The 12,638-nt window shown below is 57.6% G+C and carries 9 protein-coding genes; 6 read left to right on the top strand and 3 right to left on the bottom strand.

Annotated elements, in window-relative coordinates:
* Positions 1-229: 229 nt before the first annotated feature.
* Positions 230-2,269: a TonB-dependent receptor domain-containing protein gene (locus SERAS12_RS18410; RefSeq protein ID WP_013814040.1), complete on the top strand. Its 2,040-nt coding sequence runs from the start codon at positions 230-232 to the stop codon at positions 2,267-2,269.
* Between the two features lie 261 nt (positions 2,270-2,530).
* The gene (gene ypfM, locus SERAS12_RS26700; RefSeq protein ID WP_100396732.1) at positions 2,531-2,590 is read left to right on the top strand and encodes a protein YpfM; all 60 of its coding nucleotides are present in this window, start codon (positions 2,531-2,533) and stop codon (positions 2,588-2,590) included.
* A 244-nt stretch (positions 2,591-2,834) separates the two neighbouring features.
* On the opposite strand, the gene acrD is transcribed toward ypfM, so the two are convergent.
* A complete protein-coding gene (gene acrD, locus SERAS12_RS18405) occupies positions 2,835-5,969 on the bottom strand; it encodes a multidrug efflux RND transporter permease AcrD (protein WP_013814039.1) in 3,135 nt (1,044 codons plus the stop codon).
* Between the two features lie 281 nt (positions 5,970-6,250).
* Here acrD and SERAS12_RS18400 point away from each other — a divergent pair, with 281 nt between their 5' ends.
* Entirely contained in the window at positions 6,251-6,529 is a 279-nt protein-coding gene (locus tag SERAS12_RS18400) for a helix-turn-helix domain-containing protein (RefSeq protein WP_013814038.1), read from the top strand.
* A gap of 27 nt (positions 6,530-6,556) precedes the next feature.
* Here the strand turns inward: SERAS12_RS18400 and narL are convergent, their stop codons facing one another.
* Entirely contained in the window at positions 6,557-7,189 is a 633-nt protein-coding gene (narL, locus tag SERAS12_RS18395) for a two-component system response regulator NarL (RefSeq protein ID WP_013814037.1), read from the bottom strand.
* 150 nt (positions 7,190-7,339) lie between these two features.
* Entirely contained in the window at positions 7,340-9,022 is a 1,683-nt protein-coding gene (narQ, locus tag SERAS12_RS18390; protein WP_013814036.1) for a nitrate/nitrite two-component system sensor histidine kinase NarQ, read from the bottom strand.
* A 360-nt stretch (positions 9,023-9,382) separates the two neighbouring features.
* Between narQ and napF the strand changes: the two genes are divergently transcribed.
* The 3 genes from napF to napA are packed head-to-tail and all read left to right on the top strand — an operon-like array spanning position 9,383 to position 12,616.
* Positions 9,383-9,877, top strand: a complete 495-nt coding sequence (gene napF / locus SERAS12_RS18385; RefSeq protein WP_013814035.1) for a ferredoxin-type protein NapF — start codon at positions 9,383-9,385, stop codon at positions 9,875-9,877.
* On the top strand, positions 9,870-10,133 hold the full coding sequence (napD, locus tag SERAS12_RS18380) for a chaperone NapD (RefSeq protein ID WP_013814034.1): 264 nt from the start codon (positions 9,870-9,872) through the stop codon (positions 10,131-10,133). The genes napF and napD overlap by 8 nt, the downstream gene beginning before the upstream one ends.
* Positions 10,130-12,616, top strand: a complete 2,487-nt coding sequence (gene napA / locus SERAS12_RS18375; protein WP_013814033.1) for a nitrate reductase catalytic subunit NapA — start codon at positions 10,130-10,132, stop codon at positions 12,614-12,616. The genes napD and napA overlap by 4 nt, the downstream gene beginning before the upstream one ends.
* Positions 12,617-12,638: the final 22 nt, after the last annotated feature.

Genomic DNA, 12,638 nt, shown 5'->3' with positions numbered 1-12,638 from the left:
CTGCTTGTTTATTCATTGTAATGATTTTCATTTCGTTTTTATTGCTGGCAGATATCCGCTATATTCGCCCGGCTTTTGTTAAGAACTGTAAATAAAAATACAACATTCAGAAGTGGGTACAGCGCCGTGCGCAGTGGCGGTCAAGGCCGCGCCCGCGCTCTACGTTTGCCGCATTGGGCGCTTTGTGAGCTACAACACCAACCGGAAACAGGCTCGATTAGGAACAGTGATGATTTATCAACAATCCATGGGAAAACGCTCCAGCATCGCGACGGTCATTGCTCTGGCATTGATGGGCGCGCCTCAGGTTTACGCGCAGGAAGAGGGGGCCGAGAAGGAAAATAGCGCTTCGCAGGAAGACCAACTGGTGGTTACGGCCTCCGGGTTCAAACAGAACAAGAAATATGCGCCCGCCAGTATCTCGGTTATCGATAAAAAATCTTTCGAAAAGCAAAACAGCCGCGATGTCGCCGAAGCGGTGCAGGATGTCTCTGGGGTGTTCGTCAGCAGCGGTGCCGGCAGCGAGGTTTCAGGGGATATCATGATCCGCGGCATGGACTCGAGTTACACCTCGTTCATGGTGAACAGCATCAAACAAAATACCGGTGAGTCGCGCCCGTATGGCCAGAATATCGGTACCGAAGCCGGCTTTTTGCCGCCCTTGGCCGCCATTGAACGCATTGAGGTGATCCGCGGCCCGATGTCCTCGTTGTATGGCTCCGACTCCATTGGCGGCGTGGTCAACGTGATCACCAAAAAGCCGTTTGGCGTGCGGGAATGGATAGGGTCCATTGCCGGTAACAGTTTCCTGCAGCAACATCAGGATTTCGGCAATACCCAGCAGGCCAACCTGTTCCTGATGGGACCGCTGGTGCCTGACGTGCTGGGACTCAATCTTTCGGCAGATTATCTCGATCGCCGCGAAGATGAAAAACCCAACGCTTTCAGCAAGAACAACAAAAAGTCCCTCGACATGACGTTGGGCTTTGCCGCCAACGAAACCAACCTGTTCGACCTGAACCTCGCCAAAGGGGAGAAAAAGCGCAGTCGCTCGGCCAAAGGCGGCGGCACGCCCTGGGGATGGGACTTCGATCGCGACGCACTCAGCCTGACCCACTCGGGCTGGTATGCGGAAGATACCGTCGCCACCACCAGCTATTTCCAGTATGAGAAAGGCGAATCCACCTACCACAGCGCCCAACTGGCGCCGCAGCATATTCAGACCGAGAATTACGTTCTGAACAGCCAGGCCAAACTGAGTCTCGGCGAGCACAACCTGACTCTCGGCGGCAACTACAGCCGCGAAACGCTCAATGACGACTTCTACGCCGACAACAAACGGGCGCCGGGCATCGACCCGGTGACGAAAATTTCGCGTGACAGTTGGGCGCTGTTCGCCGAAGGGCAGTGGAACATCGATGACTTCTCGCTGACCACCTCGGCGCGCATGGACCGAGATAATTATTTCGGCACCCACATCAGCCCGAAACTTTACGGCAACTGGATGCTGGACGAAGCCTGGGCGCTCAAGGGCGGGGTCTCTTCCGGCTATAAAAAACCGTCGCTGCGGGAAAATTCGGATCAATTCATCACCCCGCGTGGCAGCAACCCGCCTTACCCTTACCTGTCGGTAGGCAACAGCGAGCTGAAGCCAGAAACCAGCCTGAATACCGAACTGGGGCTGTACTGGAATAACAACCGCGATCTGTCTTTGGACGGCACGGTATTTTATACCGATTTCAAGGACAAGATTGCTGAAGTCAATATCTGCGAGGCGAGCGAGAATACCCCTTGCGTGGTTAACGGTTACAGCGCTGAATCCATTGATAAATATTTCAATATCGGCAAGGCCAATGTTTACGGCGTGGAGCTCAATGCGGATTGGCAGGCCACGGATCGGCTGAACTTCAACGCCAACTACACCTTCAACAAAAGCGAGCAGAAAAACGGCGTCAACAAGGGTTATGCGCTGAATGACTTCCCGAAACACATGGCCAACTTATCCGTTAAGTGGGCGGCGGCTTCGGCGCTGGACCTGTGGTCCAAAGTCAATTATCGCAGCCGCAACGAGGATACCGGCGACCATACCCGTTATGGCGCTTATGCTCTGTTGGACGCCGGGGTCATTTACCGCCTGGACAAGCACACTCAGGTGATGGCCGGCGTGTATAACATTTTCGATACCGCCCCTAAGCGCACCACCAGTTGGGGCGAATATCCACAGCTTGAAGGACGCCGCTACAACCTTGGCTTGCGCGTGGACTTCTAAACGCTTTTGAGCGATTGATCTGGCCGCTTGCCGGTAGCGGTCGGTATTTTGCGGCGCAGCACCGGCTTTTATGCTTTCTGCACGCGGTAGCGATGACGCTTATCGCAACGGGGAATATGCCGAAATGCCCTGGGGTAGGATTAATACGAAAATGTGCGCCAACCCCGGTTTCCGTGGCCGGCATCGTTCCCGAAAGGCTTCACTTGCTCAAAAAACAGGCGTAGAATTCGCTTCGTCTAATAATTGAGGTTGTAAAGTATTATGGTTGATCGTGAATTAGGAAACTGGAAAGACTTCATCGATGAGATGTTAGGTAACTGACACTGCGCTGAAACTGAATACCCGTCGCATTTCAAATTGCAGCGTTGTTGGCTGCACTGGCTCACCCCAGTTACTTACCGGAGTAAGCGCCTGGAGATGAGCAAGCTGGCCGCCTAGCCGCAACGTGAAATTCATAGGGTATAGGGTATGGTTTATTTGTCGGTATTTGAAAACACCTTGGGAACGACATTCTCGTTCAAGATAAAAGCAGCATCGGTGTGCCGATGCTGCTTTTTTATGTCTGCTATTCGGCGTTTTCCGCGTTTGCTACCGGCAAGGGTTTACCCGGGAAGCGGCGCCTCACCAGCACAAAGAACAGCGGCACGAAGAAGATCGCCAGCAGGGTGGCGGATATCATGCCGCCCATGACCCCGGTGCCGACCGCATGCTGGCTGCCGGAGCCGGCACCGCTGCTGATGGTCATCGGCAATACGCCGAAGATAAAGGCCAGCGAGGTCATCAAAATCGGCCGCAGGCGCATGCGTGAGGCTTCCAGCGTGGCGGACATCAAATCCTGCCCTTTGTGATTCAGCTCGTTGGCGAATTCGACGATCAGAATGGCGTTCTTCGCCGACAACCCGATGATGGTCAGCAACCCAACCTGGAAGTAAACGTCATTCTCCAGCCCGCGCAGCCAGGTCGCGGCGACGGCGCCAATCACCCCGAGCGGCACCACCAGCATCACCGAGAACGGAATTGACCAACTCTCGTACAGCGCAGCCAGACACAGGAACACCACCAGCAGCGAGATAGCGTACAGCGCAGGTGCCTGCGAGCCGGAGAGCCGTTCCTGATAGGACATGGCGGTCCATTCCAGGCCGAAGCCGGTCGGCAGTTGGCTGACGATTTTCTCCATTTCGGCCATGGCGGTGCCGGTGCTGACGCCTTCCGCCGCCTCGCCGACGATCTCCACCGCCGAGCTGCCGTTGTAACGCTCCAGGCGCGGGGAGCCATATTCCCAATGTGAGGTCGAGAAGGCCGAGAACGGCACCATGCCGCCTGCGCCGTTGCGCACATACCATTTGTCGATATCGCCAGGCAGCATGCGGAACGGCGCGGCGGCCTGCACGTACACCTTTTTCACCCGGCCGCGATCGACAAAGTCGTTGACATAGGTCGAGCCCCAGGCGGTGGACAGCGTGTTGTTGATGTCATCGACGGCCACGCCGAGCGCCTGCGCCTTGCGTTGATCAATATTGATTTGCAACTGCGGGCTGTCGTCCAGGCCGTTATGGCGAACGCGAGCCAGCAGCGGGTTGTCCCCCGCCAGTTGCAGAAGTTGGTCGCGCGCCGCCATCAGCTTGGCGTGGCCCAGCCCGGCGTGGTCTTCCAGCTCCATATCGAAGCCGGCGGAGTTGCCCAGGCCGGTAATCGCCGGTGGGCTGCTGGCAATCACCCGCGCCTCGTTAATCTTGCTGAACGCATGGGTGGCGCGATCGATGATATCGAAAGAGGTATTGGCGCCGGAAGTGCGCAGATCCCAGTCTTTCAAACGGATAAACATGCGCGCCACGTTCTGCCCGTTACCGCCCGGCCCGGCACCGATGGTGGAGAACACCGACAGCACATCCTGCTTTTCTTTGGTCAGGAAGTAGTGCTCGACTTTTTCCACCACCTTGGCGGTCTGTTGCAGAGTTGAACCCGGCGGCAATTGCACCTGTACGGTGAATACCCCGCGGTCTTCCTGCGGCAGAAACGAGCTCGGTAGCTTGATGAACAGCAGCGCCATGCCGGCGAGCAGCAGCAGATAAATCGCCATATAACGCAAGCTGAAATGCAGCACGCGCGCCACGCCGCGCTCGTAGCGATCGGCATTGCGATTGAACATGCGGTTGAACCAGCCGAAGAAGCCGCGCTTGCCGTGGTGATGGCCCTTGGCGAGCGGCTTGAGCAGCGTGGCGCACAGGGCAGGGGTCAGGATCATCGCCACCAGTACCGATAGCACCATGGAGGACACGATGGTGATCGAGAACTGGCGATAAATCGCGCCGGTGGTGCCGCCGAAGAATGCCATCGGGATAAACACCGCCGACAGCACCATGGCGATACCGACCAGCGCACCCTGGATCTGCCCCATGGATTTACGCGTGGCCTCGCGCGGCGGCAGGCCCTCTTCGCTCATCACCCGCTCGACGTTCTCCACCACCACGATGGCGTCATCCACCAGCAGGCCGATCGCCAGCACCATGGCGAACATGGTCAGGGTGTTGATGCTGAATCCGAAGGCGGAAAGAATGGCGAAGGTGCCCAGCAATACGACCGGCACGGCGATAGTGGGGATCAGCGTGGCGCGAAAGTTCTGCAAGAACAGGTACATCACCAGGAACACCAGCACAATGGCTTCCAGCAAGGTTTTCACCACGTCTTTGATGGAGGCCTTAACGAACGGGGTGGTTTCATAGGCAACCTTCGCCTCCAGCCCGTGCGGGAAATACTGCGACAGCTCGGCGATTTTGTCCTTCACCAACTGATCGGTCTGCAGCTCGTTGGCGCCGGAAGCCAGCTTGATGTTCATGCCGGCGGCCTGCATGCCGTTATAACGACTGAGGAAGTCATAGTTTTCGCCGCCCAGCTCGATGGTGGAGACATCGCCCAGCGTCACCAGCGAACCGTCCTGATTGACCCGCAGGGTGATTTGCTTGAACTGTTCCGGCGTCTGCAGTTGCGACTGGGCGTTAATGGTGGCGTTAAGCGCCTGCTTGTCGACGGACGGCGTGCCGCCGAGCTGGCCGACCGCCACCTGGGCATTCTGGGACTTGATGGCAGTGACCACGTCCTCAGTAGTGAGCTGGTAACTGGTCAGCTTGTTGGGATCGAGCCAGATGCGCATGGCGTACTGCGAACCGTAAACGTCCATGCTGCCCACGCCGTTGATGCGGCTGAGCGGATCTTGCAGATTGGACACCAGATAATCGGCGATATCCTGTTTGTCCATGCTGCCGTCGGTCGAAACGAACGCCACCATCATCAGCGTGGTATCACCGGATTTTGATACCGTCACGCCCTGAGTTTGCACCGCCTGCGGCAGCCGTTTAATCGCCGCCTGCAGTTGGTTTTGCACCTGCTGCATCGCCTCGTTGGGATCGGTGCCGGCCTCAAAGGTCAGCGTCACCGTGGCTCGCCCGGTGTTGGTGCTCTGCGACGACATGTACATCATGTTGTCCAGCCCGGTCATGTTCTGTTCGATAATCTGGGTAACGGTGTTTTCCAGCGTTTGCGCAGAGGCGCCAGGGTAAGTGGCGCTAATGCGAACGTTCGGCGGCGCAAGGTCCGGATATTGTTCAACGGGTAGGGAAAAGATCGCCAAAGCGCCGGTCAGGCAAAGAATAATTGCCAAAACCCAGGCGAAAATCGGGCGATCAATAAAAAAATTGGCCATGCAGCGCGAACCTCGTTATGACTTGTTCTATCTTTAAGACGCATCTGGATTGCGTTTACCAGCGGCTGGGAAGGATTCCGGCGTTATTGCACTTTACTCGCGAAGGGGGAGTAAAGCGTGGAGAAAAAAAGGAGATAATGTAAATAACGGTAGTAGAAATCGGCAATGACGTCCCAATGCCAGTGAAAAACGTCATTAAGACAATTTTATGACTATCAAGGGCCTGGCCGATCAAGGTTCCCGGAAAACAATCAGGACTCACCGCAAAGCAGGAGCTTGGCATGGAAATTAACCCGGTATTTGCCCGTCGCCTTTATCTGTGTTGGCTGATCAGCCACAGTGAACGGCCAAACGTCCCGCGTCTGATGGAATTGACCGGCTGGCCGCGCCGTACGCTGCAAGATGTGCTGAAAGCCTTGCCTGGCCTGGGGGTGGAGTTGCAGTTCGTGCAGCAGGGCGTGCGCAATAACGACGGTTTTTACCAGTTGGAAAACTGGGGGCCACTCAACAAGAGCTGGATCCACCAGCATCATCAGGCGCTGTTTGCCGCCATCGAATAGACTTTCCCCGGCATGCCGGGGGAAGCATCATTGACTCTTGTGTTCCAGATACATCACCGTCGCCGCCACGCGTGAACGGACGTCCAGTTTGCGCAGCATGTTGCGGATATGCACTTTCACCGTTTCTTCGGAAATGTGCAGCTGTGCCGCCACCTGTTTGTTTGACATGCCGCGCGCCACTTCCCGCAACACGTCCAGCTCGCGTTCGGTCAGTTCGGCGAAGGGATCGTGCTGTTCGCTGCGGGATGATAGATAGTCCGCCACCGCATCGCTGATCACGTTCTGGCCTTCCGACGCCGCGCGAATATGTTCCAGCAGCTGTTCCGGTTCACTGTCTTTCAGCAGATAGCCGTCGGCACCGGCGTCGATCAGCGCATAGACGTCGCTGCGCGAATCGGAAACCGTCAGCACGATGATGCGCGCATCGACGGCCTCATTGCGCAGCGCTTTCAACGTGTCCAGACCGGACAGCCCTTTCATATTCAGATCGAGCAGGATCACGTCCGGCGTGTGCTGCAACGCGAGGGCAATGGCCTCGTTGCCGTCACTGGCTTCGGCCACCACGGTAAACCACGGGTCCAGCCCCAGCAGCTGTTTGATGCCGCGGCGCATCAGAGGATGGTCGTCGACGATCAATACTCGGTAATTCTTCATCACCATGACATATGCTCCCTGTAGCGAGTAAAGCCACTCAAACACGCTGTGCAGCGCGCTTCACAGTGGGACAGACTCTTGTAAAATAGTGGCAATCAACGTCCTGAAATAGCCTTCATCCCCGCCTAAAACGTAACGGGGGCGAATGGCCCCGATTTATGGCGGAAAAGTCAACCGGACTTCCGTGCCCTTGGGGTTACCTCGCTGGATGAGCAGCGTGCCTCCCAGTCGCGCAGCGCGTTCGCTCATGATGGTCAGCCCATAGTGACCTTCCGGCTCACTCAGGCTGGCGATGCCGCAGCCGTCGTCGACAATGCTGATGGCGTTATCACCGCCCGTGGTGACCTCGCAACGGATCACTATCTCCCGCGCATCGGCATGTTTGATGGCGTTGACCACCGCTTCCCGCACAATCTGCAACGCATGTACCTGTTGTTGGGCATCGAGCGCCTGGGAGGAAAGCCGACAGTGTAACTGAATCCGCGCGCCGGTTAGAACCTTTAATGGTGCCAGCAATTGGTGCAGCGCGGCGTTCAAATCGGCCTCCTGAATGTTCAGGCGGAAGGTGGTCAGCAACTCGCGCAACTGGCGGTAGGCGTCGGCCAGCGCGCGGTCAAAATCGTTAATGATCTCCTGCGCCTGCGGTGAACCGCCCGCCAGCGTGCGTTTAAGCAACGTCAACTGAATGCGCAAAAACGACAGCGCCTGGGCCAATGAATCGTGCAGCTCGCGGGCGATGGTGGCACGTTCGTCCATCAGCAAAAACTGCATGTGCTGTTTCTGCGCGCGATTGAAATAAACGCCGCGGCTCAGCATGTTAGCCACGCTTTGCATCAAATGCGGATGCGGCGGTTGATCCTGGTGTTGCCAACACAGTTCCCCCAGCGGCTTGCCGTCCTGAACGATGGTAAGCCGTTGCCAGGCCTGCGTTGGCGACGGGGTGCCGCTGGTCAGTTGCCATTCGCTGAGGCTGTCCGCCACGTTCAGCCGGATGCAGAGCAACTGCTCGCTCTGGCGCACGATGTGCAGGACCTGCTCAAAGGCCTGCCTGCCAATTTGCCGCACGCTCAGCGCCTGTGAGCAGTTGTAGAGTACTTCGAGCGTCTCGTTCGCCTGTTGCAAACGCTGGGTTTTCTCCTGAACCTTTAACTCAAGAGACTGATACAGCTTGGCCAGATCGTCCGACATGGCGGCAAAGGCCTGCGACAGCACGCCCAACTCGTTCGGCAGCGCAACATCCAACTGCGGGTGGTGAAAATCTCGCTGTTGCACGCGCTGGCTGGCATCCACCAAGTGTTTCAGCGGTGCCACGACCTGGCGGCGCATAAAGCGAATGCAAAACAGCACCAGCCCGATAATGGCGATATAACCCACCACGCTGATGGTCGCCACTATGGCCAGCTTGAGTTCGGAATAGCGTTGCAGCGCTAAAACGAAATGGTCAATCTGGTTAACGTAACCGGCGACGTTGGCCTGATAGTCAGCCGACTGTCCGGCCTGGATCTGCCGCGCCAGCCGTTGCCAGGTTTGCTGCAGCGACAGGTATTTCTCACGGACGTCGGCAGGCACGTAAAAACGATCCAGCTTTTGCAGCGCCGGGGCCTGCAGGGAGTGTTGATATTGCTGCAGATGCTGATCCAGCCCCGCAGCCTGTCGGGTGAGATCGTAAGCCAACCGATAACTCTGCATGCGCAGCGAACCGGCGATATTTACCGCTTCGGCGTCTCGCAGGCTGCCGGCGACGGTGGTCAACGCCAGCCCGGTGGAGATAACGGACAAAATAACGATGCAAAACAGCGCCTTGGCCAGGCTACCGGTCACTGAACGTTTAACAAGCAATCACGGATCCTTTTCTCACGGGCGATGCGCATCGTCAGGTTTCATTCGAAAGCAAAATTATAAGTTTTGCAACTAAAATTCGCCGGGTTTTATCTCAAGATGTAAGCAACGGAAAAAACGTTCGTTGTATAATTAAATAGATAGCGATTGAGTAAAAAGAGGGCGGCTAAATACCCTTAAGCACGGTAATAGATTGATCTGGCGCAAGCTACCCCCGCATTTACCCCTAAAGAGTGATTATATACCCCTTGGACTCCTCTTATGTTACCCCCGTATTTTTCAGGGTTTTAAATCCATAGGCTATAGCCGCTGCCCGCAAACTGGCGTGTGGGTATGTTTGCAACCTCAAGGATAAACAGCATGACCGTATTGTCGCGGCGCAGGCTGCTCGGCGGACAATGGCGTCTCTCTTCGGCGGCGATCCGCCCCCCGTGGTCGCATCAAGAATCCCTTTTTATTGCCGGTTGCACCCGCTGCCAGGCCTGCATTCGCGCCTGTGAAACCGGCGTGCTGATCGGCGGCAGCGGTGGCTTTCCCGAGATTGATTTCCAGCGGGCGGAATGCACGTTTTGCGGGCGTTGCGCACAGGCCTGCGAAGTGCCGCTGTTTCGCCCGCTGGCGGAAACCCCTTGGCGGCAATATGCGGCGTTTGGCGCCGATTGCCTGGCGCGCAGGGGCGTTGAATGCCGCAGTTGCCAGGACAACTGCGAGCCGCAGGCGATCCGCTTTCGGCCGCGGCTGGGCGAGATGGCGCAGCCGATGCTGGATACGGCGGCCTGCAACGGCTGCGGCGCCTGTGTCGCCGGGTGCCCGGCGAATGCCGTCACCCTAATCCGGAGCGAAAACAATGAATAACGAATGGCACGTAAGCGGGTTGGTGGTACAGGCCCGACCGGAAAAAATTCCACGGCTTGTCACGGCGCTGCTGGCGATAGCGGACACGGAAATCCCGGTGCAGGATCGCCCGCAGGGCAAGCTGGTGGTAGTGATGCAGGCGGCTTGCTCCCAGGCGCTGCTGGAAAAAATTGAGTCAGTGCGCAATCTGGACGGCGTGCTGGCGGTATCGCTGGTTTATCACCAGCAGGACTTGCAAGGTGAGGTAACGCCATGAAACTCAGTCGTCGAGACTTCATGAAGGCTAACGCCGCGGTGGCTGCTGCGGCGGCGGCCGGGCTGACAATTCCAACGGTAGCGCAGGCGGTGGCGGGCAGCGCGGATGCCATCAAATGGGACAAGGCGCCCTGTCGCTTCTGCGGCACCGGCTGCGGTGTGCTGGTCGGTACCCAAAATGGCCGTATCGTCGCCTCGCAGGGGGATCCGGATGCGGCGGTCAACCGTGGGTTGAGCTGCATCAAAGGCTATTTCCTGCCGAAAATCATGTACGGCAAAGATCGTCTGACCCAGCCGCTGCTGCGCATGAAAGCCGGCCAGTACCATAAAGAAGGCGAGTTTACCCCCATCAGTTGGGAACAGGCTTTCGACATCATGGCCGAAAAATTCAAACAGGCTTTGAAGGAAAAGGGGCCCGACGCTGTGGGTATGTTCGGCTCCGGCCAGTGGACGGTGTGGGAAGGCTATGCCGCTGCCAAACTGTTCAAAGCCGGGTTGCGCACCAATAACCTGGATCCGAACGCCCGCCATTGCATGGCTTCGGCGGTGGTGGGCTTCATGCGCACCTTCGGCATGGACGAGCCGATGGGCTGCTATGACGATATCGAGCAGGCTGACGCCTTCGTGCTGTGGGGCTCCAACATGGCGGAAATGCACCCGATCCTGTGGTCGCGCATTACCGATCGCCGTTTGAGCAACGAGAAGGTCAACGTGTCGGTGCTGTCGACGTATGAGCACCGCAGCTTCGAACTGGCGGATAACGGCATGGTGTTCACGCCGCAGACCGATCTGGCGATCATGAACTATATCGCCAACTATATCATTCAAAACAACGCGGTAGATCAGGATTTCCTCAATCGGCACGTCAATTTCCGCCGGGGAGCGACGGATATCGGTTACGGCCTGCGTCCGACCCACCCGCTGGAAAAAGCGGCCAGGAATCCGGGCAGCGATGCCTCGGAACCGATGAGCTTTGAGGCGTACAAGGCTTTTGTCGCCGAATATACGCTGGATAAAACGGCGGAAATGAGCGGCGTGTCGAAAGACCAACTGGAAGCGCTGGCGAAGCTGTATGCCGATCCGAACATCAAGGTGGTGTCGTACTGGACCATGGGTTTCAACCAGCATACGCGCGGCGTTTGGGCCAATAACCTGTGTTACAACTTGCATCTGTTGACCGGCAAGATCGCCAAACCGGGCTGCGGGCCGTTCTCTTTGACCGGCCAGCCTTCCGCTTGCGGCACCGCGCGCGAGGTAGGTACCTTTGCCCACCGTCTGCCGGCCGACATGGTGGTCACCAACGAAAAACACCGACAGACAGCCGAACAGAAATGGCAGTTGCCGGCCGGTATCATTCCGGCAAAAGTCGGGCTGCATGCGGTAGCGCAGGACCGTGCGCTGAAAGACGGCACGTTGAACGCTTACTGGGTGATGTGCAACAACAACATGCAGGCCGGGCCGAACATCAATGAGGAACGGATGCCGGGTTGGCGCGATCCGCGCAACTTTGTGGTGGTGTCGGATCCCTATCCGACCGTCAGCGCTCTGGCCGCCGACCTGATCCTGCCGACCGCCATGTGGGTGGAGAAAGAGGGCGCTTACGGCAATGCGGAGCGCCGCACCCAGTTCTGGCGCCAACAGGTGAAAGCGCCGGGCGAGGCCAAATCCGATCTGTGGCAACTGGTGGAGTTCGCCAAGCGATTCACGGTGGAAGAGGTGTGGCCGGCGCAACTGCTGGAACAAAACCCGCAATACCGGGGCAAAACGCTGTACGACGTCCTGTTCGCCAACGGCGAGGTGAATAAATACCCGCTGACGGAAATCCCGGCGGACCAGCTCAACGATGAGGCGCGCGCCTTTGGCTTCTATCTGCAAAAAGGGTTGTTCGAAGAATATGCCGGTTTTGGCCGCGGCCATGGCCACGATCTGGCGGCGTTCGATATGTACCATCAGGCGCGCGGGCTGCGCTGGCCGGTGGTCGACGGCAAAGAGACGCTGTGGCGTTACCGCGAAGGTACCGATCCTTATGTCAAAGCGGGGGAAGCGGTGCGTTTCTACGGCAAACCGGACGGCAAGGCGGTGATCTTCGCGCTGCCGTTTGAACCGGCGGCGGAAAGCCCGGACGGCGAATACGACCTTTGGCTGTCTACCGGCCGCGTGCTGGAACACTGGCATACCGGTTCGATGACCCGGCGGGTGCCGGAGCTGCATCGTGCCTTCCCTGAGGCGGTGCTGTTTATCCATCCTCTGGATGCCAAGAGCCGTAATCTGCGCCGTGGCGATAAGGTCAAAGTGTTGTCGCGCCGTGGCGAGGTGATCAGCACGGTCGAAACCCGTGGTCGCAATCGTCCGCCACGTGGGTTGGTGTATATGCCGTTCTTTGATGCCGCGCAGTTGGTGAACACCCTGACGCTGGACGCCACCGATCCGCTATCGAAAGAGGTCGATTTCAAGAAATGCGCGGTGAAGCTGGAGAAGGTGTGAGTGCGCCTTGGTGCGTTCAACA

Source organism: Serratia sp. AS12 (assembly GCF_000214195.1).
Classification (GTDB): Bacteria; Pseudomonadota; Gammaproteobacteria; order Enterobacterales; family Enterobacteriaceae; genus Serratia; species Serratia plymuthica.
The sequence above is the reverse complement of the archived record's forward strand: the minus strand, read 5'-3'. Positions and strand labels throughout refer to the sequence as shown.

Excerpts from the sequence above, each read along its gene's own strand:
- SERAS12_RS18410 (WP_013814040.1), top strand. The coding sequence starts at position 230 with ATGATTTATCAACAATCCATGGGAAAACGCTCCAGCATCGCGACGGTC.
- acrD (WP_013814039.1), bottom strand. The coding sequence starts at position 5,969 with ATGGCCAATTTTTTTATTGATCGCCCGATTTTCGCCTGGGTTTTGGCA.
- SERAS12_RS18400 (WP_013814038.1), top strand. The coding sequence starts at position 6,251 with ATGGAAATTAACCCGGTATTTGCCCGTCGCCTTTATCTGTGTTGGCTG.
- narL (WP_013814037.1), bottom strand. The coding sequence starts at position 7,189 with ATGGTGATGAAGAATTACCGAGTATTGATCGTCGACGACCATCCTCTG.
- napF (WP_013814035.1), top strand. The coding sequence starts at position 9,383 with ATGACCGTATTGTCGCGGCGCAGGCTGCTCGGCGGACAATGGCGTCTC.
- napD (WP_013814034.1), top strand. The coding sequence starts at position 9,870 with ATGAATAACGAATGGCACGTAAGCGGGTTGGTGGTACAGGCCCGACCG.
- napA (WP_013814033.1), top strand. The coding sequence starts at position 10,130 with ATGAAACTCAGTCGTCGAGACTTCATGAAGGCTAACGCCGCGGTGGCT.